At 68.3% G+C, this 19,718-nt stretch carries 23 protein-coding genes; 10 read left to right on the forward strand and 13 right to left on the reverse strand.

All coding sequences use genetic code 11. The features are described 5' to 3' along the window. Positions 1–6: 6 nt before the first annotated feature. Entirely contained in the window at positions 7–807 is an 801-nt protein-coding gene (locus tag NBT82_RS14545; protein WP_251328827.1) for a PKD domain-containing protein, read from the reverse strand. A gap of 194 nt (positions 808–1,001) precedes the next feature. Next, positions 1,002–1,841 carry a phosphatase PAP2 family protein gene (locus NBT82_RS14550; RefSeq protein WP_251328828.1) on the reverse strand — a complete coding sequence of 280 codons (840 nt, stop codon included), beginning with the start codon at positions 1,839–1,841 and terminating at the stop codon, positions 1,002–1,004. Positions 1,842–2,083: 242 nt separating this feature from the next. Between NBT82_RS14550 and NBT82_RS14555 the strand changes: the two genes are divergently transcribed. Together NBT82_RS14555 and sufU are read left to right on the forward strand one after the other, a co-directional pair. Next, positions 2,084–3,070 (forward strand): transcription initiation factor IIB, encoded by a 987-nt coding sequence (locus NBT82_RS14555; protein ID WP_251328829.1) that lies wholly within the window; start codon positions 2,084–2,086, stop codon positions 3,068–3,070. 48 nt (positions 3,071–3,118) lie between these two features. Further along, positions 3,119–3,538, forward strand: coding sequence for a Fe-S cluster assembly sulfur transfer protein SufU (sufU, locus tag NBT82_RS14560; protein WP_251328830.1), 420 nt, complete (start codon positions 3,119–3,121; stop codon positions 3,536–3,538). A gap of 1 nt (position 3,539) precedes the next feature. Here the strand turns inward: sufU and NBT82_RS14565 are convergent, their stop codons facing one another. The 5 genes from NBT82_RS14565 to htpX form a co-directional block, all read right to left on the reverse strand. Further along, positions 3,540–3,965, reverse strand: a complete 426-nt coding sequence (locus tag NBT82_RS14565) for a helical membrane plugin domain-containing protein (protein ID WP_251328831.1) — start codon at positions 3,963–3,965, stop codon at positions 3,540–3,542. Position 3,966: 1 nt separating this feature from the next. Then, on the reverse strand, positions 3,967–5,109 hold the full coding sequence (locus NBT82_RS14570) for an NAD(P)/FAD-dependent oxidoreductase (protein ID WP_251328832.1): 1,143 nt from the start codon (positions 5,107–5,109) through the stop codon (positions 3,967–3,969). A 96-nt stretch (positions 5,110–5,205) separates the two neighbouring features. Continuing rightward, positions 5,206–6,237, reverse strand: coding sequence for a DNA repair and recombination protein RadA (gene radA, locus NBT82_RS14575; RefSeq protein ID WP_251328833.1), 1,032 nt, complete (start codon positions 6,235–6,237; stop codon positions 5,206–5,208). Positions 6,238–6,404: 167 nt separating this feature from the next. Next, a complete protein-coding gene (gene pspAB / locus NBT82_RS14580; protein ID WP_251328834.1) occupies positions 6,405–7,016 on the reverse strand; it encodes a PspA-associated protein PspAB in 612 nt (203 codons plus the stop codon). Further along, positions 7,017–7,889 (reverse strand): zinc metalloprotease HtpX, encoded by an 873-nt coding sequence (gene htpX, locus NBT82_RS14585; RefSeq protein ID WP_251328835.1) that lies wholly within the window; start codon positions 7,887–7,889, stop codon positions 7,017–7,019. A gap of 113 nt (positions 7,890–8,002) precedes the next feature. Here htpX and NBT82_RS14590 point away from each other — a divergent pair, with 113 nt between their 5' ends. After that, positions 8,003–9,109, forward strand: a complete 1,107-nt coding sequence (locus tag NBT82_RS14590) for a 60S ribosomal export protein NMD3 (protein ID WP_251328836.1) — start codon at positions 8,003–8,005, stop codon at positions 9,107–9,109. Here the strand turns inward: NBT82_RS14590 and NBT82_RS14595 are convergent. From NBT82_RS14595 to NBT82_RS14605, 3 genes are all read right to left on the reverse strand, one after another. Beyond that, positions 9,106–9,300, reverse strand: coding sequence for a UPF0175 family protein (locus NBT82_RS14595; protein WP_251328837.1), 195 nt, complete (start codon positions 9,298–9,300; stop codon positions 9,106–9,108). The two genes, NBT82_RS14590 and NBT82_RS14595, sit on opposite strands and share 4 nt — an antisense overlap. Before the next feature lie 121 nt (positions 9,301–9,421). Continuing rightward, positions 9,422–11,266 carry an ATP-dependent DNA helicase gene (locus tag NBT82_RS14600; RefSeq protein ID WP_251328838.1) on the reverse strand — a complete coding sequence of 615 codons (1,845 nt, stop codon included), beginning with the start codon at positions 11,264–11,266 and terminating at the stop codon, positions 9,422–9,424. Between the two features lie 109 nt (positions 11,267–11,375). Continuing rightward, the gene (locus NBT82_RS14605; RefSeq protein WP_251328839.1) at positions 11,376–11,585 is read right to left on the reverse strand and encodes a DUF7561 family protein; all 210 of its coding nucleotides are present in this window, start codon (positions 11,583–11,585) and stop codon (positions 11,376–11,378) included. Positions 11,586–11,744: 159 nt separating this feature from the next. On the opposite strand from NBT82_RS14605, the gene NBT82_RS14610 reads away from it, so the two are divergent. Continuing rightward, a complete protein-coding gene (locus NBT82_RS14610) occupies positions 11,745–12,656 on the forward strand; it encodes an NAD(P)H-binding protein (protein ID WP_251328840.1) in 912 nt (303 codons plus the stop codon). Beyond that, a complete protein-coding gene (locus NBT82_RS14615) occupies positions 12,653–13,393 on the forward strand; it encodes a DUF7530 family protein (RefSeq protein WP_345780654.1) in 741 nt (246 codons plus the stop codon). The genes NBT82_RS14610 and NBT82_RS14615 overlap by 4 nt, the downstream gene beginning before the upstream one ends. Positions 13,394–13,396: 3 nt before the next feature. Here the strand turns inward: NBT82_RS14615 and NBT82_RS14620 are convergent, their stop codons facing one another. After that, positions 13,397–13,570 (reverse strand): DUF5786 family protein, encoded by a 174-nt coding sequence (locus tag NBT82_RS14620; RefSeq protein WP_345780655.1) that lies wholly within the window; start codon positions 13,568–13,570, stop codon positions 13,397–13,399. 95 nt (positions 13,571–13,665) lie between these two features. On the opposite strand from NBT82_RS14620, the gene NBT82_RS14625 reads away from it, so the two are divergent. Continuing rightward, complete coding sequence (locus NBT82_RS14625) at positions 13,666–14,667, forward strand: DUF5784 family protein (RefSeq protein ID WP_251328841.1); 1,002 nt, start codon at positions 13,666–13,668, stop codon at positions 14,665–14,667. Here NBT82_RS14625 and NBT82_RS14630 read toward each other — a convergent pair. Next, positions 14,664–14,948 carry a DUF5789 family protein gene (locus tag NBT82_RS14630; protein WP_251328842.1) on the reverse strand — a complete coding sequence of 95 codons (285 nt, stop codon included), beginning with the start codon at positions 14,946–14,948 and terminating at the stop codon, positions 14,664–14,666. The genes NBT82_RS14625 and NBT82_RS14630 overlap by 4 nt on opposite strands. A gap of 172 nt (positions 14,949–15,120) precedes the next feature. On the opposite strand from NBT82_RS14630, the gene NBT82_RS14635 reads away from it, so the two are divergent. Next, positions 15,121–15,912, forward strand: coding sequence for a PHP domain-containing protein (locus NBT82_RS14635; RefSeq protein WP_251328843.1), 792 nt, complete (start codon positions 15,121–15,123; stop codon positions 15,910–15,912). 25 nt (positions 15,913–15,937) lie between these two features. Next, complete coding sequence (locus NBT82_RS14640) at positions 15,938–16,102, forward strand: DUF6757 family protein (RefSeq protein ID WP_251328844.1); 165 nt, start codon at positions 15,938–15,940, stop codon at positions 16,100–16,102. A gap of 23 nt (positions 16,103–16,125) precedes the next feature. On the opposite strand, the gene NBT82_RS14645 is transcribed toward NBT82_RS14640, so the two are convergent. Continuing rightward, the gene (locus NBT82_RS14645; RefSeq protein WP_251328845.1) at positions 16,126–16,647 is read right to left on the reverse strand and encodes a DedA family protein; all 522 of its coding nucleotides are present in this window, start codon (positions 16,645–16,647) and stop codon (positions 16,126–16,128) included. Positions 16,648–16,732: 85 nt separating this feature from the next. On the opposite strand from NBT82_RS14645, the gene hemB reads away from it, so the two are divergent. Continuing rightward, complete coding sequence (hemB, locus tag NBT82_RS14650) at positions 16,733–17,722, forward strand: porphobilinogen synthase (RefSeq protein ID WP_251328846.1); 990 nt, start codon at positions 16,733–16,735, stop codon at positions 17,720–17,722. Between the two features lie 295 nt (positions 17,723–18,017). Beyond that, a complete protein-coding gene (locus tag NBT82_RS14655; RefSeq protein ID WP_251328847.1) occupies positions 18,018–19,691 on the forward strand; it encodes an ammonium transporter in 1,674 nt (557 codons plus the stop codon). Positions 19,692–19,718: the final 27 nt, after the last annotated feature.

Consider the following 19,718-nt stretch of genomic DNA (forward strand, 5'->3'; position numbering starts at 1 on the left):
GACGGCTCAGTCGGTGATGTTGTCGGTCGTCTCGCGCAGCGTCACGAACTCGCCGTTCTCCGCTGCGATCCCGCCGGTGAAGTTCTCGCCGTTCGGCAGGTTCCCGTTCTCGTCGACCTCGGGACCGTCGTAGAGGTCCAGATCCATCGCCTCCAGCGCCGCGGTGTACTTCCCGAAGCCGTTGAGATACAGGAACTCGTCGTCGAGGGACGCGACCGCTCCCCGATCCTGATCGGTCAGGGTGGAGGTCGTTCGGGAGATCGACGACCCATCGCCGGGATAGATGGACAGCCGCAGGGCCAAGATGTCGTCGTCGCCGTCGGCGTCCGACACTCCGTACTTGATCGACTGCGTCTGCCCGAGGGGACCGACGAACTCCCACGTGTCGACGGTGAACCGATCCTCGACATCGGGCAGACTGACCGACACCGTCCGCGTCTCGCTGTCGGATTTCCCGCCGGTGTCGGTGACCGTCACGGTCACGTCGACGTCGCCTTCGGACTGGAAGGCGTACGAGAGCGTCGACGAGTCGTCGCCGACGGCCTCGCCGTCGACCTGCCACTCGTAGGTCAGTTGCGACGCCGAATCCTCCGTGTCGGAGGCGTCGACCTCGAACTCGTACACCGGCCCCGAGGAGTCGACGACGTCGATACCGTTCACCGTCGGCGAGAGATTCGTCGGGATGTCGCCGTACAGCACCGGATTGAGGTCCCGGAGTACCTCGTTGAGTCGCTCCGAAGCCTCCTCGGGAATCGTGAAGTCCCGCTCGGACGCGTCGACGAAGTCCTGCAGGGTGATCCCGCTCATCGTGACCCCCCCTCGGGCGGACGGGACCCGAGTGAGGCGCGCTCGGACATCGATTCGATCGGCATCGGGACGGAAGGAATCATACTACCGGCCGTAGGAACGGCCGAATCCCGCATTGTATTCATGTCATTGAAGGCATACAAGGGAAGGTTGAAACGGACGGCGTCGCGCCGCGTTCGGTCGATTTCGGGACGCTACCCCGACAGACCGGGGATCGCGAGCAACAGCGCGACGGTCCCCCCGGCGAGGCCGCCCGCGACCGGGAGGGTGACGCCGCCGTCGAGGACGAACAGCGCGACGACGACGACACCTGGAAGGAGGGCGAACGAGGCGACGAGGCGGCGCGTCGATCCAGCGGCGGCGACGACGCGATCACCGGCGACCCGCCAGCCGATCCAACCGCCGGCGGTGGCGGCCGCGGCGACGACGGTATCGGTGACCACCGCCGCAGCGAGCGCCACGAGGCCGACGGCGACGGCGAGGGCGAAGGTCCGACCGGTCTCGGCGGCGGTCACGCGCTCGGGGGAACGGCCGGGGCCAACCCCGAGTCCGGCTGCGACGTAGCCGAGGCCGACGGCGACGCCGACGACCACGTCGGCCAAGTAGTGGACGCCGATGACGACCCGCGAGGTGGCGACGACGACGACTAGCCCGGCGGCGGCCGCCGAGAGGCGACGGTCGTCGAAGAGGGCGGCGAGTCCGCCGTAGACGACCGTCGCACCGAGGGCGTGGCCGCTGGGGAAGCCGTAGCCGTCCGTCCCCGCACCGGGCGGCCGGGGGAGCGCGAAGGCGTGTTTGAGCGCGAGCGTCGCCGCGAACCCGCCGAGTGCAAGTGCGAGCGCCGTCGCCATCCGAGTCGAGGAGACGCCGAGGTAGTCGGCGAGTAGATAGCCGGTGACGACGACGAGCAGGAGCGTCACGGGATCGCCGAGGCGCGTGAGGAGACCGAACAGGTCGACGAGTGTCGCGGGAAGTGTCTCGACGACTGCCATCTCGCCGAGGTCGCGGTCCGCAGTCATGGAGCCGGCGCGCATACCTGCGGCTTCGTGTGGAAGAGTATATATATCCGGCTTTCCACGAGGACGATACCCCATTACTTATATTTCTCTGCTTATCGTCCAAACTGCTGACGCCGATAACTGTCGGAAACGTCCACGATATTTATATATCTCCGCGCCATTTAGCGAAATGTTTATATATCTAACTACCTAACTATGGGTTAAGAAGAGTCACGGCGGCCGTGCCCCCGCGTCGGTCGTCCGTGGCGACACCTATCATGACCGAGACACGCACCTGGACGACCGAGAGCACCGACATTCGAGAACGGGAGGAATCGACGGCGACACGCGAACGGGAACACGTCTGCCCCGAGTGTGGCGGCGCCCTAGTGACCGACGAGGAGCACGGCGAGACGGCCTGTGGCGAGTGTGGGCTCATCGTCGAGGCCGACGAGGTCGACCGCGGTCCCGAGTGGCGCGCCTTCGACGCCAGCGAACGCGACGAGAAGGCCCGGGTCGGGTCGCCCACGACCAAGATGATGCACGACAAGGGGCTGTCGACGACCATCGACTGGCAGGATAAGGACGCCTACGGGAACGCCCTGAATGCGAGCCAGCGCGAGAAGATGCAGCGGCTGCGCACCTGGAACCGGCGGTTCCAGACCCGTGACCACCAAGAGCGCAACCTGCGACAGGCCTTAGGCGAGATCGAGCGCATGGCGTCGGCGCTCGGCCTCCCCGAGAACGTCCGCGAGACCGCATCGGTGATCTACCGACGGGCACTGGAGGAGGACCTCCTCCCCGGCCGATCGATCGAGGGCGTCGCCACCAGCGCGCTGTACGCGGCCGCCCGCCAGGCGGGCGTTCCCCGGACCATCGACGAGATGGCCCGGGTGAGCCGGGTCGAGGCGGAGGAGTTCAAGCGCACCTACCGCTACGTGGTGCGGGAACTCACCCTCGAAGTCGCGCCGGCCGATCCGGTGAGCTACGTCACCCGGTTCGCGTCGGAACTCGACCTCTCGGACGAGGCCGAGCGCCTGGCCCGGGAGATGCTCGACGCGGCCAAGGAGCGGGGCGTTCACAGCGGCAAGAACCCGGTCGGACTGGCGGCCGCGGCCGTCTACGCCGCACCTCTGCTCACCAACGAGTCGGTGACCCAAGACGAGGTGAGCGCGGTGGCGGACATCAGCGAGGTCACCATCCGCAACCGGTACCGTGAACTCCTCGAGGCGTACGACGACGCCGGGCAGACGGCCACGGCCTGATTCGCCCCGGAATCCTTTTACTCGGCACCACCCTACCCGGACGCAACTATGGGTATGGGCTCGGACATGTACCGACAGCAGATCCTCGATCACTACAAGAACCCGCGCAACCACGGGGATCTCGAGGATCCGACGTTCAGCCACGTCGGCGAGAACCCGTCGTGTGGCGACACCATCAAGATGAACGTGCGTCTCGACGACGACGACGAAACCATCGACTACGTGAGTTTCTCCGGCGACGGCTGTGCCATCAGCCAGGCGAGCGCGAGCATGCTCACCCAGCGACTCCCGGGCACGACACTCGACGAACTGGCCGAGATGGACCGCGACGACGTGGTCGAGATGCTCGGCGTCGACATCAGTCCCATGCGGATCAAGTGTGCCGTCCTCGCCGAGAAGGTGGTACAGGACGGGGCGAAGATCCACGAGGGCGAACTCGAACTCGACGAGACGACGACCGAGGAGTGATTCAGCGGTCCTGTCGGTCCAGTTCCCGGCCGATTCCCCGCGCGAGCGCCACCAGAAACGCCAGTCCTCGCTTGACTTCCGGATCGCGGAGCGCCCGCAGTAGGCCGAGCGCACCCACACCCCGATAGGCCGTGTCGGGATCGCCCGCGTCGCCGAGCGCTCGCAGGAGCGTCTGCGCTCCTCGAACCGTCTCCGGCTCCGCGGCCTCGTCGGCCAGTTCGCCGAGCGATCCGGCGGTGCCTGCCACCGACGACACCATCTCGTCGTCGGCCGCCTCGGTGGCGAGGGCCAACACGTCGAGGAGTTCGTTCACGTCGTCGAGGCGCTGAACGAACGCCGCCACGGCCTCGGGGTCCTCGGCGATGGCGGCCGCCAGCGCGTCGTCTGGGGCGTCGGCCGTCGTCCCCGACGCCTTGTCGTCGCTCATCTCAGATCAACCCCCGTGCAGTCAGCCAGTACGACTCGTTGTACGCCCCCTTCGCCCAGTGGACGAGTTTCGACTCCTCGCGCAGATCGGGCAGGGAATCGTAGTCGAAGGAGACGAACGTCGCCTCGTCCAGGCCGGCCTCGAGGAAGCAGAGCACCTTGCCGTCGTAGGTCGCGGTCGGCGTGTGTCCACGAACGCCGGCGGCGATGCGCTCGGCGACCGTCCCCGCCTGGTAGTGGGCGACGCTGCCGGCCATCGGCCGTTCGATGTCGGTCGTATCGCCGATGGCGTACACGTCCTCGGCGTTGACCGCCTCCAGTGTCCGCGGGTCGGTCTCGACCCAGCCGTCGTCGCCCAGCCCCGCGTCGGCCACGAGGTCGACGCCCGCGTGTGGCGGGATGGTCACGAGCAGGTTGTAGTCGAGCGCCCGGCCATCCGCCGCGTGGAGCGTCCGCTCGTCCGGGTCGACTCGTTCGACGGCGAAGTCGGTGTGTGCCTCGACGCCACGGGCGTCGAACCGCTCGTCCGTCCAGTCGGCGACGGGCGGGAGTTTGTGCGACCGCTCGGTCGGTGCGGTGTAGACCACCTCACTGGCCTCGCGCAGGCCCCGGTCGCGGAGCCAGTCCTCGACCATCAAGGTGAACTCCACCGGCGCGGCCGGACACATGTGCGGCATGCCAGCGACTGACAGGACGAGACGGCCGCCGGAGAAGTCCGCGAGGGCGTCGCGGAGACGTTCGGCCCCGTCCGCGCTGTAGAAGTCGTGAGCGCCCTCGGCGAGTCCGGGGACGCGGTCGGGGACCAGACGCGCCCCAGTCGCGAGGACCAAGTGATCGTACTTGAGCGTCTCGCCGTCTCCGAGCGTCAGTCGCTTGCCAGCCGTGTCCACGTCGGTCACCCGGCTCGTCCGGAGCCGAACCCGACGGTCGAGGAGGTCATCGAGCGGTCGCAGTCCCTCGGACGGGTCAGCCCGGCCGAACGCGACGTAGAGCCAGACTGGCTTGTAGACGTGGGTCCCCGTCTCGTCGATCAGGATCACCTTCACCTCGTCCGCGTCGAGTTCCGCGGCGAGTTTCGACGTGAGTTTGTTGGCGAGGACCGTGCCGCCGGTGCCGCCACCGACGACGGCGATACGGGTTGTCATTTAGAGGTCACCGTTCTCGACAACGCACCGGAGGGTGGTAAAATTGTGCTTCGGTTCCAATACTATGGAACCAACACGCGACGTCGGTGAGAGTCGTTACTCGGGGACGAGTCCCGCGTCCTGTACCCGCATCACGGCCTCGCCGTCGGCGAGGTTCGGCGCGTCGACGAGGCGGACGATCCGCTTGTCGCCCTTGGACTTGCGGAGATACATCCGGAACGTGGAGGTGTGACCGAGGATGTTACCGCCGATGGGCTGGGTCGGATCGCCGAAGTACGAATCGGGATTGGAGGCGACCTGGTTGGTGACGAGGACGGCGGCGTTGTAGAGGTCGCCGATACGCATCAGGTCGTGGAGGTGTTTGTTGAGTTTCTGCTGGCGCTCGGCGAGTTCCCCCCGGCCGACGTATTCGGCCCGGAAGTGAGCGGTGAGCGAGTCGACGTTGAGCAGGCGGACGGGCCACTCGCTGTCCTCGTGTTCGCTCGCCAGTTCCTTCGCCTTCTCGGCCAGGAGGATCTGGTGGTTGGAGTTGAACGCCTTGGCGACGTGGATCTTGTCGAGGACGTCGGTGACGAGCGCTTCCATCGCCTCCTCGTCGCCGGGCGATCCCTCGATGCCCCGGTCGTCCATCGTCGCCTGAATGACCTCGTCGTCGAGGCCACGGACCATGTCGTCGATGCGTTCGGGGCGGAACGTGTCCTCGCTGTCGACGAAGATGGCGCTCCCGCGGAGGCCGCCGTACTCGGTGGGCAACTGGACGTTGACCGAAAGCTGGTGGGTGACCTGTGATTTGCCGGCGCCGAACTCGCCGTACACCTCGGTGATGGACTGGGTCTCGACGCCGCCGCCGAGGAGTTCGTCGACCTCGGGGACGTTCCAAGTGAGTTTGCCGATCTGTTCGCGGCGTTCGAGGACGGTCGCCCCCGTCTCGAAGCCGCCCACGTCCGCGGCGTCGCGGGCCGCGTTGATGATGTCGCTGGCGGTCGACTCGCCGATGTCGGCCGTGTTGGACAGTTCGGCCGGACTGGCGACCGCGATGCTCTGGTAGCTCTCGAAGCCCGCTTCGATCAACTTGTCCGCCGTCGCCGGACCCACGCCGGGAAGGTCCTCGAGGTCGTCTTCTGCCATGTGACTCCGCTTGTGCCCCTCCGCACATAAAGCCTCGTTAACACCGTAGTGGAAGTGAAAATAGCGAGACGGCGTGGTTGTCAGTGACACACCGAGCCGAGGGGTTCAACCCCGAAGACGGGGGGATCGGCCGCGTTCGACGGCGCGGGTGCCGAGAGCGAGTCCGATCACTCCCAGGGGTGGCCGTCCGGGCGGTCGGGCCACAGTGGATACCAGTAGCCCTCGTCGTCCTCCACGTCGAGTTCGCCGTCGAGGACCGACTGAAGTTTGAACTCCAGTCGCGTGTCGCGGTCGTGACGCCCCGTCGGCGCGAAGGGGTAGTACGCGCCGCGGCGGAAGGAGTAGATCCAGTACGCCCGTCGGTCCTCGCGCACGTGCTCGAAGCCGAAGACGGCCGCAAGGATCCGGGAGCCGTATCCGCGTTCGACGAACGTGTCGGCCGCGAAGTGGATACTCGTCACGAGGTCCTCCGGATCGTCGTCCTCGAGGACGACCCAGTGGTAGCCGTGGTCGTCCTCGTGGCGGCGGAAGGCCGTGCCGGTATCCTCCTCGCCGGCCCGGAGGATCTCTTCGACCTCGTCGACCGCCCCGGCGAAGTCCGTGCTGTCGACCGAGGAAAAACAGAGCGCTGCGGCGGCGACGGGGGCGAACTCGAGGTCCGCCTCCATCGTGAGGTAGGCCGTCGACATCCCGAACAGGTCCTCGGGGTCGGCCGCGCGTGTGGCGTCGGCCTCGGCGCCGAAGCCGAGCGCCGAGCGGAGGGAGTCGAACAGACCCATCTATCGCCGTTCCATCTCGGCGGCCATCTCGCGCAGGCGTTCGACGCGTTTCTCGGTCGGCGGATGAGTGGAGAACACTCGGCCGACGAATCCGCTCCGGATGGGGATGACGAAGAAGGCGTTCATCTCCGACTGCTCGCGGAGGTCCTCCTGTGGAACCCGATCCATCCGCCCCGAAATCGAGCGGAGGGCGGAGGCGAGGGCGGTCGGGTTGCCGGTGATGGCGGCGCCGCCGCGGTCGGCGGCGTACTCGCGGTACCGCGAGAGCGCCCGGATCAGCAGGAAGGAGACGATCCAGACGACCAGCGAGACGAGAATGGCGACGACGATCCCCCCGCCGCCCTGCCGGTTCCGGTTCCCGCCGAACAGCCACCCCCAGCGCACGATCATGAACGCGATGGTCGAGAGAAAGGAGGCGATGGTCATGACCATCACGTCCCGGTTCTTGACGTGGGCGAGTTCGTGGGCCAGGACGCCTTCGAGTTCCGCCTCGTCGAGGGTGTCGAGTAACCCCGTCGTGACACACACTGTCGAGGCCGACCGGGAGCGCCCGGCGGCGAAGGCGTTCGGCGTCCGGGTGTCGGCGACGGCGACGTCGGGTTTCGGGAGGTCGGCCTGCTGACAGAGGCGGCCGACGGTCGCGTGGAGCGTCGGGTACTCGCCCTCGTCGACGCGGGTCGCGCCCATGCTGTACAGCGCCAGTCGATCGCTGAAGAAAAACTGGCCGAGCGAGAACAGCCCCATGATCAGGACGACCCCGAACAGCCCCATGTACTGCGAGAGGGCGGCGATGAAGACGACATAGAGGACGACGAGGAGGAACATGGTCAGAACCATCCGACCACGGAGCCCCCAGTCCGGATTCCACTCCATGCTGGAAACTACACGCGGACGAAGGTAAACGCTGTCGGCGTCGCCGCGTCGGCAGTCCGATCACCGCGGCCGTGTCGCGGGGCTTAACCGCCGCCGACGAGTACGGAGCGGCGATGAGCGACACCGAGTCCCGGGAGTTCTGTCCGCGCTGTGGCGACCCGGTGCCGACGCGAGCGGAGCCGCTGCCCGGTGAGCCGCGGGATCGGGATCGCCGGCTCTGTGACGCCTGTTACTTCGAGGACTTCGCCCTCGTGGACGCGCCCGACCGGATCGAAGTGCTGGTCTGTTCGGGGTGTGGCGCCGTCCACCGTGGGAACCGCTGGGTGGACGTCGACGCCCGCGACTACACCGACGTGGCCGTCGACGAGACGCGCGAGGCGCTGGGGATCCACGTCGGCGCCCGGAACGTCACGTGGGCGGTCGACCCCGAGCAGGTCGACGAGAACACCATCCGGATGCACTGTCAGTTCACCGGGATCGTCCGCGAGACCCCCCTCGAGGAGTCGGTCGTCGTCCCCGTGAAGATCTCGCGGGGCACCTGCGATCGCTGTGGGCGCATCGCCGGCGGCTACTACGCCAGCACGGTCCAGGTGCGGGCGACCGACCGGACGCCCACCCCCGCAGAGCGGTCCCGGGCGGTCGAAATCGCCGAATCACACGTTGCCGACAAGGAGGACGACGGCGACCGGGAGGCGTTCGTCACGGAGGTCAACGAGACCGACGACGGCCCGGACGTGAAACTTTCGACGAACGGCCTCGGCGAGGAGGTGTCCCGGCGCATCGTCCGCGAACTCGGCGGGAGCGTCGAGAGCTACCCGACCCTCGTCACCGAGGACGGCGACGGCAACGAGGTGTACCGCGTGACCTACGCCGTGCGGCTACCGAAGTTCACGCCGGGGGACGTGATCGACCCCGAGGACGGCGCGGGACCGGTCCTCGTCCGGAGCGTGAGCGGGAACCTGAAAGGGGTGCGGTTGGCCTCCGGCGACGCCTACGAGACGCCGTTCGACGACGAGGAACTGACGGCCGTTCGGCTGGCCACCCGCGACGACGCCGTCGAGACGACGGTGGTGGCCGTCGAGGACGACCACGCGGTCCAGGTGCTCGATCCGGAGACCTACGAGGCAAAGACGATTCCGCGGCCGGACTTCTTCGATCCGAGCGTCGAGACGGTGCCCGTCGTCAAGACGCGGGCCGGCCTCCACGTCCTGCCCGACTAGTCGGCGTCGGCCAGCGGGGTCGGGCCGCCCACTCCGGCGTCCCGGGTTCGGGGCTGCCGGGAGCGCGTTCGCGGCCCGGGTGCCGACGCCAGTGCCGCCTCCGCACAGCCGGCGAGCCGCGCCGCCTGCGGGAGCGAGAGGGTTCCGCTACGGTACAGGGTCAGCGCCGATCCGAAGGAGTGCATGCTCATCAGAGCGTGGTCGATCTGAGGCGACGCGCGGGCCTAAGATTTCCGTGAGATGGAACCGCAGACCACGGACACGGAGGGTTTTAGGCCGTTACGTACGGGAACGGTTGTCGAGGGAGGCCACTCACTCGCCCCACACGTCCGAGAGCGGATGGTCGTCCGCGGCGTCGTCGGCGGTGGTGTCGGAGGGGCCGGTCTCGCCGCCGTCGGCACCGCCCGTCCCGCCGGTGTCGAGCGACGACCGCCGGTCACCGGCCGTGCGGGACGCCGACCGACCGGCGGAACCGTGGCGGGCCGTGTCCGTCGTCGCGTCGACGCCGGCGAGCGCCGCCGACGGGTCGAACTCGGGGAGGTCGGGACGGGTTCGACGGTCGACGGCGTCGGCGAACCACTCGGGCATGTCGCTTCGGGCACGCTCGAAGAGTTCGAGCAGGCTCGAATCCGCGAGGTAAGTCGCGCCGTGGTCGTCGGGTGCGCGGACGATCCGACCGGCTGCCTGGATCACCGTCCGCAGGGCGACCCGGTAGTACCACGCCCACTGCCCGTCCTCCAGCCGCCGGGCCACCCGCGAGTCGCCCGTGTTCAGGTAAGGAGCCTTGCAGCACACCTGCCAGCGGGCCAGGTCGCCGCGCAGGTCGAGAGCTTCCTCCATCTTCACGGAGAGAAAGAGGGTCGGCTCGTCGCCGTCCTTCCAGGCCTCCAGCGCCCGGTCGCGGTCCTCGCGGTCGTGAGCGCTGATCCGGGCCGAGACGCCGAAGTCGTCGAGTCGGTCGGCCAACCGCTCCTGGATCGCGTAGGAGTGGCAGTGGACGAGACCCTTCTCGTCGGGGTGGCGGGCCATCAGCCGCACCAGCAGACGCGCCACGTCCGGCAGCGTCTCGTCGCGGTGTTCGTAGGTCATCTTCCCCTGGGTCACGTCGTAGAGCGGCCGGTTCTCCAAGGGGAACGTGTGCGGGACGTCGACCAGAGCGACGTTCGACGGGTCGAGGCCGACGCCACGGCAGAACGCCACCTTGTCGAGGATGGTCGCCGAGAGGAGGGCAAACCGGTTCCCCCGATCCCAGACGGTGTGGTGGAGGTAGCGCCCGGGATCGAGCGGTTTGATCGTGATGGCTGTCCCCTCGCCGCCGGGCTGATCGACGACCCACGTCGTCGTGCTGGTCGGGTCGCGGTAGTCCGAGACGAACCACCGGAGCTCCGAACGGAGGTCCTGCAGGCGGTCCCGGCGCGCCGCCTCGGCGGCGGTCAGTTCCGGGGTGGCGGTCAGTTCCTCGACGGCGCGTTCACAGACGCCGGCGAGCGTCTCGGCGAAGCGGGCCGTCCGATCCAGGGGGGCGTCGGCGGCGGCGACGTCGGGGATGCCCACGTCGTCCCAGACGGGGACGGTCGCGGGCCGGAGGTCGACGGTGGCGTACATCTCCGCCCACTCCGCGAGGCCGTGGGCCTCGTCGATCACCACGACGTCGCGCGTGCCGAACACCTCCGAGCCGGCGGTCTGCATGAAGTAGGCGAGCGTCATCGCCGCGATGGATCGGTTGGAGGCGACGGCGCGGTCGGCGTAGTACGGACACCGGTGTTGTATCGTGCAGTCGTAGCCCGACTCGCGGGCACAGGGTGCCCGGTCCACGGGCGTCGTCGTCTCGTCGGGGAGGATACAGGTGTAGTTCGACTTCCCCCGGATCACGGCGAGATCCGAGAGCAGGTCGTCCGCGGCGACGTCGTCCAGTTGTGACACCTGCGGCGTGGTGTAGTAGGCGCCGGTCGCCTGCGCCGGGTCGGCGTCGTCGGGCGTGCGAGCGGCACCCGCGACGGCGCGGGCCAGCAGCGACTTCCCGCTCCCGGTCGGCGCGCGAACCAGCACCACGTCGTTGCCCGCGGCGAAGGCCGCACGGATGTCTTCCAGCGCCTCGCGCTGGTTGCCACGGAAGGACGGGGCCGGAAACGAGGGACGGATGCGCTCGGGGTCCACGGTGACTCCTGCCGGGCGCCGCAGGTAATACTGTCGAACGGAACTGTCGGCAACGGTTCGACATCCGGGGATGTCGGGCCGTTCCGTTGACTTCCGTTCGACTGTAAAATTATTCGGACAGCGCCGCCACGTCGGCGGCGGTCACCTCGCGGTCGTCGGGCAGGCGCTCGATGCAGTCGAAACAGAGGAAATGCTCGGTGCCGTCGGCGAGTTCGAGCGTGACGCCGCCGGTGGTCTCCGCTTCGAACGTCCAGAAGTTCCCGGCCCCGCCCGCGACGGGAACGTCCGTCCCACAGCCGTCACAGGGATCGGCGCTCATACCCGACGTCGGGGGAGCGGGGCGGGAAAGCCCTGCGGTCGGTCGCGGCGGGACGGCATCGCAGGCGACGGGCGAAGGTCGCCGTCGGGGGAGTCCACGGACGCTGGGGAGTCCACCGGAGCGCGAACGATTAATCCCCTGGCCGCCCTCCGGAGAGGTATGCGCGTCCTCGTCACCGGAGCCACCGGGTTCGTCGGCGGCCGTCTCGTCCCCGCACTCGTCGACGCGGGTCACGAGGTGACCGTCCTCGTTCGCGACGCCGACCGCTACGACCCGCCGGACGGCGTCCGGGTCGTCGAGGGCGACCTGCTCGACCCGGCGTCGTACGCCGCCGCCCTCGACGTCGAGGCGGCGTACTACCTCGTCCACTCGATGACCGCGCGTGACGACTTCGAGACCCGCGATCGGCAGGCGGCGACGGGCTTCGCCCGGGCCGCAAGCGACGCGGGCGTCGAGCGAGTGATCTACCTCGGCGGCCTCGGGGAGGAGCGGAACGGCCTCTCGACGCATCTCCGCTCGCGCCGCGAGGTCGAACGGGTGCTGGCGACGGGGACGTACGCGCTCACGACGCTCCGGGCGGCCATCATCGTCGGCGCGGGGAGCGCCGGCTTCGAGATGATCCGCCAACTGGCCACGCGTCTCCCCGTGATGGTGACGCCGCGGTGGGTGCGGACGCCGTGTCAGCCCATCGCCGTCGACGACGTGATCGCGTTTCTCGTCGGCGTGCTCGACGCACCCGAGACGGCGGGCGAGACCTTCGAAGTCGGCGGGCCGGAGGTGCTGACCTACGCCGAGATGCTCCGGCGGACGGGGCGGCATCTGGGTCACGAACCGATCATCGTCGCGGTCCCCGTGTTGACCCCGCGGCTCTCGGCGTACTGGGTCGGTCTGATGACCGACGTGCCCTGGCGCGTCGCCCGGCCGCTGATCGCGGGGCTGAAGAATCCGGTGGTGGTCCACGACGACCGACTCCGGGAGGTCGTTCCGGTCGATCCGACGCCGTTCGACGGGGCGGTTCGGCGGGCGCTCGCGGGGGAGGAGGGATCGCGCGCAGACGCGGCGCCGGCGTGACGGGGAGCGACGGGGACGTGAACCGGCGGACCGCGACGGGCAACGGCGACGGACCGACCTTCGGCGACGCCTGGGTGTACGAGAGCCTCGTGGGGGGGATTCCCGGTCTCCGACTCACGACTCGGCAGGCCGTGAGCGTCCAGGTCGTCCTCTTCGAGACGCTCGTGTTGGGCGTCGGCGCCGGCTACGGCTTGCCGGCACGGGCCGTCGGCGCCGGCACCGTCGCAGTCGGCGTCGCCGCGGCGGGGAGCGTCGCCATGCTCCGCATCGGGGCGGCGGCACGCGGGGCCACCCTCTCGGCCGCCCACCGTCGGCTCCTGTTCGGGTCGAGCGTCGAGGTGCTCTTCGGGGTGCTCTCGTTCACCGCGCTGACGGCGTACCTGGTCGGCGGGGGGGCACCGACGCCGCTCGCGACCCTCGTCGGCACCGAGGCGCCGCCCGTCCCCGTGGTGTTCGTGGCGCTGTTGCTCCTCTGGGACCTCTGTTACCGGTCGGGGACGGCCTGGTGGGCCGCGCTGGTCTCGCTGTGGCGGTCGGGCCGCTATCGGGTCGACGCCGAGACGGCGCGCCGATGCCGACGAATCGACGCCGCCACGGCCGGGTTCGCCTTACTGGAACTGGCACTCGTCCCCGTCGTGTGGGGGGACACGCTGCTGGTCGGGGCGCTGGTGAGTCACGTCGGCGCCGTTGCGGTGGTGGTGACGGCGGCGACGATACGGCTGCGGACGGCGGAATAGTCGTCACTCGCCCTGGAGCTGTTTGAACTGATCCAGGAGGGCTTCGGTGGAGTCTCCGGATTCGTACGAGAGGGTCCCTCGGAACTCCGACCGGTCGTCGTCGAAATCCGCGTCGACCTGCCCCGTTTTCTGTGCGCGGCGTTCGTGCTCGTCCTCGTCATAGGCACCCATTGACATGGTACATACTGGCTTGGACACCTCCGAATATATATGTAACGGACGTCCCAGTCGGGGACGGAACGCGTAAATCGTCCGAGAGCGTACCGGACGACGTGGCACGACCCCTTCGTTTTCGATACGCCCCCGGTCGCTGGACCGACGGCCGCGTCCGCGCCGAGGTGGCCGAACCGCTGGACGACAACTTGGGCGCGACCAGTCGTCGGCCGTGGTTCAAACCGCCGGACGGATACGATGCACGTCGGTTCGACGTCGACAACGGCGATACGGCGCTGTTCTGCTGGAACGACGACGGCGCCTACTGGCTCGGCAACACGGAGACGCCGTCGAGCCTCTGGCGCACCGAAAAGTACGGCTTCACCGAAGTCCCGGTGGCCGTAGCAGAGTGGGCCGAGCGCGAACTCCTCGCGGAACTGCACGAGCAGTCGCCGTGGCTCGAACCCTACCCCCACCTCTCGTGGTTCTTCCTCCCCGTCTTCCTCTCGAAGGACGGTCGGTGGACGACACGCGAGTTCTTTTCGGAGCACGCGGCAGGGTTCCCGGACGCCGACGCCGACGACGCGCTGGCGTTCTACGAGTCGGTCCTCTCGACGGGCGTCCTCGACGACGACCGGGAGACGATGGCAGGGAAACTCGGCACGTCCGAACGGCTGGATCTGACGCGCATGGCAGCGACGATGGGAGAGTTCCACGCCGCGAAACTCCTGGCCGACGCGGGCTACGATCCCCAGCCCGAAATCGAGGTGACGACCGGCCACTCCATCGACTTCCAAGCGCGCACCGAGAGCGGGGAGCAGCCGCTCGTGGAGGTGACACGGCCGCTCCCGCCGAACCGCCGCTCCGCGGGGACGCCGGCGGCCGCCGTGCGAGACACGACGCGGACGAAGACGGACGGACAGCTGTCGGCACACGCGGGTGGCGTGGTGTTGTTCGTCGACTGTTCGTCGTTCCCGGACGACGACTGGTTCGCCGTCGAGGAGGCCCGTCCGGACGTGGGTCACCGACCGGTGGTCGTCTACCGGATGCGGCCGGACGGACGGACGGCGGGGTATCTGAAGGGATCCGTGCCGCTAGAACTGGACGCGATACTCGATTAGAGTGACAGCGGCGTCGGGCCGGATTCGCCGAGAGCCGTCGGGTCGCGGTCGCTGTAGAAGCGCCGGCCGATGGCTTTGTGACCGACCGCGGAGCGAACCGAGAGCCGGACCTCCTCGGGCGTCTCGAACTCTTCGGTCCCCAGTCGTTCGAGAATCTCACCGACCTGTTCGGTGCCACGCTGGAGTTCGAGTTCGTATTGACCGTGGTTGTCGATGATTTCGTCGGTGGTAGTCGGGTAGTCGAGAGCTTCGATCATTTCGCCAGTGCCGTTGAACCTCATCACTGGGTTCCAAGGGTTCGATAAATATAATGGTTTTCCATGTACGACCTTAATGCGAGACAAGTCTTTAATCATCCTTAATTGCACACCGTCACCGCGTCAGCTGGTGTCACGCGGGACGACGGCGTGAGTCGGGCACAAGGTCTATCGGCGGGGGTAGCGAGGGAAAGATATGGACGTCGTCGCCGACCTGCACGTACACACGCCCGTCTCGGACGGGCGGTTGTCGCTCTCGGCTCTCCCGGGGGCCGCGCGGCGGGCCGGCGTCGAGGTGGTCGCCGTCACCGACCACGACCGGCTCCACCCGGGGCTGGACGCCCCCGTGATCGTCCGCGACGGCGTGACGATGATCCGGGGGATCGAACTCCAGGTCGAGACGGCGACGGGACGGATCGATCTGCTCGGCTACGGGGCGGCGGAGACGGTGGCCCTACGGGCGGAGCTGGATCGACTGCAGCGCGACCGGATGTGCCGGGCGCGTCGGATGAGCGAGCGGATCGAGGACCGCCTCGGCGTCGAGCTTGACGTGTCGTTCGAACCCGGAGTGGGCCGGCCACACGTCGCACGCGCGGTGGCGGAGAGTGACGCCGCCTGCGACTACGCGGGCGCGTTCGACCGGCTCATCGGCGACGACGGGCCGTGTTACGTCCCACGTGAGGTGCCGTCGGTCGAACGCGGGATCGACCTGCTGTCGGACGCCTGCCCGGTCGTCTCGCTGGCCCACCCGTTTCGGTACGCCGACCCGGACGCGGCGCTCGAACTCGCGCCGGAACTGGACGCGGTCGAACGGTACTACCCGTACGACGCGCCGGTGGATACGGACCGTCTCGACGCGGTGATCGAGGCCCACGACCTGCTGGCGACGGGTGGGAGCGACGCCCACGATCGGCGACTCGGCGTCGCCGGACTGGACGCCGCGGCGTACGCCCGGTTCGCGTCGTATCTGCCGGATGCGCAGGGTTAAACCGGGGGGAGCACCTACCCGGAGTATGAACTGCCACTACTGCGATCGCGAGGCCGCCTACGCGGCGGAGAAGGAGGGGATTCGCGTCGGCCTCTGCGAGAACCACTTCCGCGAGCGGTTGGAGGAACTCGCGGAGTCGGACGACCTCGCCGCGCTCCGCGAGAAGATCGACATCGATCGGACCGAGTAGCTCTTTTCTCGCCCGCCCCCCGCTCACAGCACCGTTCCGAACCAGAGATACAGCCCGGCCAGAATCGCCTCGAAGGAGAGGGTCCCGAGCGCCGAGAGGGCGACGAACCGGCGGTCGTCCATGTCGGCGAGGCCGGCGGGCACCGTGACCATCCCCCGCGTGAACAGGAGCGTGTTGCTCACGGGGACGACCACCGGCCCCCAGCGGTCGAACCAGCCCTCGAAGCGTGCGAGGGCGTCGTCGCTAACGCGGAACCACCGCGACTGGAGCAGCCGCTCCCGTCCCGCACGCTTGGCCAGCGTGAACAGGGCGAACTGGCCGACCGTCGCGCCGGCGACGGCGACGGCGACGACGATCACGGCGTTCGCGACGGACCCGCCGAGGAGGGCGAGCGCCCCCGGGACGACGAGTTCGCTCGGCACGACGTACAGCAGCATCGCCCCTTCGAGGACGAACACGGCGAAGAGGACGAGGAGGCCGTAGTCGGCGGCGAGCAACTCGCGGAGGGTGGTGGGCAACTGTGCGACCTGGAGCGGCGTGGGCACGCCGTACGGTCGACGGTGGAAGAATATAGCGGTTGCGTGTCCGCACGAACGACGGGGTTTTGAGCGTCCCGGGCGAGGCGTCCGTATGGAGCAGACAGACCGCCCGCGGCGACTCCGCCGCGACGGCATCCGCCCGCTGGTCAGCGAGACCGAACTCCACGCGACCGATCTGGTGGCGCCCGTCTTCGTCGACGCGACCGCCGAGGAGCGGGTGCCCATCGAATCGATGCCCGGACAGGAACGGGTCCCCGTCGACGCGGCGGTTGACCGCGTCGAAGAGATCATGGCGACGGGCGTCGAGGCCGTCATCCTCTTCGGCATCCCGGCGTCGAAGGACCACGAGGGGTCACGCGCCTGGGCCGAGGACGGCGTCGTCCAGCGGGCGACGCGCGAGATCACCGCGGCGACGGACGCGACGGTCATCACCGACGTCTGTCTCTGTGAGTACACCGAGCACGGGCACTGCGGGGTACTGGAGGCAGACGCACGGGAGAATCCCACTCTGACCGTCGACAACGACGCGACGCTCGACCTCCTGGCACGGACTGCCGTCTCGCACGCGGCGGCGGGCGCGGAGATGATCGCCCCCTCCAGCATGACCGACGGGATGGTCGGTGCGATCCGGAGCGGTCTCGACGACGCCGGCTTCGAGGACGTGGGAATCATGTCTTACGCCGCGAAATACGAGAGCGCGTTCTACGGCCCGTTCCGTGACGCCGCCGACGGCGCCCCCGCCTTCGGCGACCGTCGCCACTACCAGATGGACCCCGCGAACGGCCAGGAGGCGCTGCGGGAGGCCCGCCTCGACGTCGAACAGGGCGCGGACGTGTTGATGGTCAAACCCGGCCTCCCCTACCTCGACGTGGTGAGCGCCGTCCGCCGCGAGTTCGACCGCCCGGTCGCGGCCTACAACGTCAGCGGCGAGTACGCGATGATCCACGCCGCCGCCGAACAGGGGTGGCTCGACCTGGAGGCGACCGCCCGGGAGTCGTTGCTCTCGCTCAAGCGCGCGGGCGCCGACCTGATCGTGACCTACTTCGCCGAGGACGTCGCCCCCGACTGCCGGGACGCGTGAGCGCGCACCGGCCCCGAATCATACAGGTTCACTGACAAAACGTTCGTCCGATTTTCGGGCAACATTTGTCCCGCTATCCCGCATTTTACATCCTTATACAACCCTTATCCGATATTAAACCTGACGAGCGTCTACTTCACACCCGTTATACAAACGTTTGTAAACGCTAATCCTTATACTATGTCGTAACAGTACCTTCTATCGCAACACGGAGAACGAACATGGTAGAAGAATTCGAAAACGCGAACGTCTGTCCAAGCACTGATAGCGAAGTACCGTTCGAGGAGGGGGACGGATGCTGACGCCGCTGCAGGTCGACCCGTCGACCGTCGTCTCCGGCGTCAACAACGTCTGGGTGTTGACCGTCACCTTCCTGATTTTCTTCATGCACGCCGGCTTCGCCATGCTGGAGGCGGGCCAGGTGCGGTCGAAGAACGTCGCCAACCAGCTGACGAAGAACATGCTGACCTGGAGCATCGGCGTCATCGTCTACTTCCTGATCGGCGCGGGGGTCTCCGGAATGGTCGGCGGGAGTGCCGATCCGTTCGGCTACATCACCGGCGGCTCCGACGCGTGGATCGGCTGGCTGTTCGGCGCGGTGTTCGCCATGACGGCGGCGACCATCGTCAGCGGCGCCGTGGCGGGCCGCGCGAAACTCCGCGCGTACGTCACGTACACCGTCGTCCTCTCGGCGGTCATCTACCCCGTCGTGACGGGGCTGACGTGGGGTGGTGGCTACCTCTCGTCGGTGCTGGGCGTCGGGTTCAGCGACTTCGCCGGGGGCATGATCGTCCACGGCATGGGCGGCGTCGCCGGCCTCACGGCGGCGTGGGTCCTCGGTCCGCGGATGGATCGCTACAACGACGACGGCTCGGCGAACGTCATTCCCGGCCACTCGATGACCTTCGCCGTGCTGGGGACGCTCATCCTCTGTTTCGGCTGGTACGGCTTCAACGTCGGCACGGCCGCCTCGGTGTTCGTCGTCGAGGAGGGCTCCGTCGCGCTGGGCGCCTTCGCCGAGACGGTCGGTCGCGTCGCGCTGACGACGACGCTGGCGATGGGCGCCGGGGCGATCGGCGCCGCCGGCGTCTCGCTGCTCCAGACCGACAAGGTCGACACGCTCTACGTCGCCAACGGGATGCTCGCCGGCCTCGTCGGCATCACGAGCATCACCAACCTCTCGACGTGGTGGGGTGCGCTCCTGGTCGGCCTGCTGGCCGGCGGACAGCTTCCCATCGTCTTCAAGTTCGTCGAGAAGCGGCTCAAGATCGACGACGTCTGTGCGGTCTACCCCGTCCACGGGAGCGCCGGTGCCCTCGGGGCGGTGTTGCTCCCGTTCGTCTCGATCAACGGATTCTCGGCGCAGGTCCTGCTCGCACAGATCGTCAGCGTCACCGTCATCGGCGCCTGGACTATCGTCGCGACGGCGGCGGTGTTCGGCGTTCTGAAAGCCATCGGGCAGGCCCGCGTTTCGCCCGATCACGAGCGCGAAGGACTCGACGTGGCCGAACACGGCGTCGACACGTACCCCGAGTTCGGCGATCAGCCCGACGCAGTTCCGGACGGCGGCGAGCGGACAGAGCTTCGCACCGACGGCGGCGAGATCGTCCGGACCGACGGTGGCAGCGAGATCAAGATGGTCGTCGCCATGCTCCGCCCGGAGAAGCTAGGCGACGTGAAGCAGGCCATCGCCGAGGTCGGTGCCCCCTCGATCACAGTGACGAACGTCTCCGGCCGCGGTTCCCAGCCCGCCAAAAAGAGCCAGTGGCGCGGCGAGGAGTACACGGTCGACCTCCACCAGAAGGTGAAAATCGAGTGTGTGGTCGCGGACGTGCCCGCGATGGACGTCGCGGACGCCATCCGCGAGAGCGCGAACACGGGCGACCCCGGCGACGGCAAGATCTTCATCATGCCCGTCGAGAACGCCATCCAGGTCCGGACGGGCAAGGAGGGGCCCGACGCGGTCTGAGCGGCCCCCGAATCCCACGGCCCGCGG

Origin of the sequence: Haloplanus sp. HW8-1, assembly GCF_023703795.1 — an archaeon.
GTDB classification, from domain to species: Archaea; Halobacteriota; Halobacteria; order Halobacteriales; family Haloferacaceae; genus Haloplanus; species Haloplanus pelagicus.

Bases quoted from the DNA above. Each gene is read 5' to 3' on its own strand.
- NBT82_RS14545 (WP_251328827.1), bottom strand. From the start codon at position 807: ATGAGCGGGATCACCCTGCAGGACTTCGTCGACGCGTCCGAGCGGGAC.
- NBT82_RS14550 (WP_251328828.1), bottom strand. From the start codon at position 1,841: ATGCGCGCCGGCTCCATGACTGCGGACCGCGACCTCGGCGAGATGGCA.
- NBT82_RS14555 (WP_251328829.1), top strand. From the start codon at position 2,084: ATGACCGAGACACGCACCTGGACGACCGAGAGCACCGACATTCGAGAA.
- sufU (WP_251328830.1), top strand. From the start codon at position 3,119: ATGGGTATGGGCTCGGACATGTACCGACAGCAGATCCTCGATCACTAC.
- NBT82_RS14565 (WP_251328831.1), bottom strand. From the start codon at position 3,965: ATGAGCGACGACAAGGCGTCGGGGACGACGGCCGACGCCCCAGACGAC.
- NBT82_RS14570 (WP_251328832.1), bottom strand. From the start codon at position 5,109: ATGACAACCCGTATCGCCGTCGTCGGTGGCGGCACCGGCGGCACGGTC.
- radA (WP_251328833.1), bottom strand. From the start codon at position 6,237: ATGGCAGAAGACGACCTCGAGGACCTTCCCGGCGTGGGTCCGGCGACG.
- pspAB (WP_251328834.1), bottom strand. From the start codon at position 7,016: ATGGGTCTGTTCGACTCCCTCCGCTCGGCGCTCGGCTTCGGCGCCGAG.
- htpX (WP_251328835.1), bottom strand. From the start codon at position 7,889: ATGGAGTGGAATCCGGACTGGGGGCTCCGTGGTCGGATGGTTCTGACC.
- NBT82_RS14590 (WP_251328836.1), top strand. From the start codon at position 8,003: ATGAGCGACACCGAGTCCCGGGAGTTCTGTCCGCGCTGTGGCGACCCG.
- NBT82_RS14595 (WP_251328837.1), bottom strand. From the start codon at position 9,300: ATGAGCATGCACTCCTTCGGATCGGCGCTGACCCTGTACCGTAGCGGA.
- NBT82_RS14605 (WP_251328839.1), bottom strand. From the start codon at position 11,585: ATGAGCGCCGATCCCTGTGACGGCTGTGGGACGGACGTTCCCGTCGCG.
- NBT82_RS14610 (WP_251328840.1), top strand. From the start codon at position 11,745: ATGCGCGTCCTCGTCACCGGAGCCACCGGGTTCGTCGGCGGCCGTCTC.
- NBT82_RS14620 (WP_345780655.1), bottom strand. From the start codon at position 13,570: ATGTCAATGGGTGCCTATGACGAGGACGAGCACGAACGCCGCGCACAG.
- NBT82_RS14630 (WP_251328842.1), bottom strand. From the start codon at position 14,948: ATGAGGTTCAACGGCACTGGCGAAATGATCGAAGCTCTCGACTACCCG.
- NBT82_RS14635 (WP_251328843.1), top strand. From the start codon at position 15,121: ATGGACGTCGTCGCCGACCTGCACGTACACACGCCCGTCTCGGACGGG.
- NBT82_RS14640 (WP_251328844.1), top strand. From the start codon at position 15,938: ATGAACTGCCACTACTGCGATCGCGAGGCCGCCTACGCGGCGGAGAAG.
- hemB (WP_251328846.1), top strand. From the start codon at position 16,733: ATGGAGCAGACAGACCGCCCGCGGCGACTCCGCCGCGACGGCATCCGC.
- NBT82_RS14655 (WP_251328847.1), top strand. From the start codon at position 18,018: ATGCTGACGCCGCTGCAGGTCGACCCGTCGACCGTCGTCTCCGGCGTC.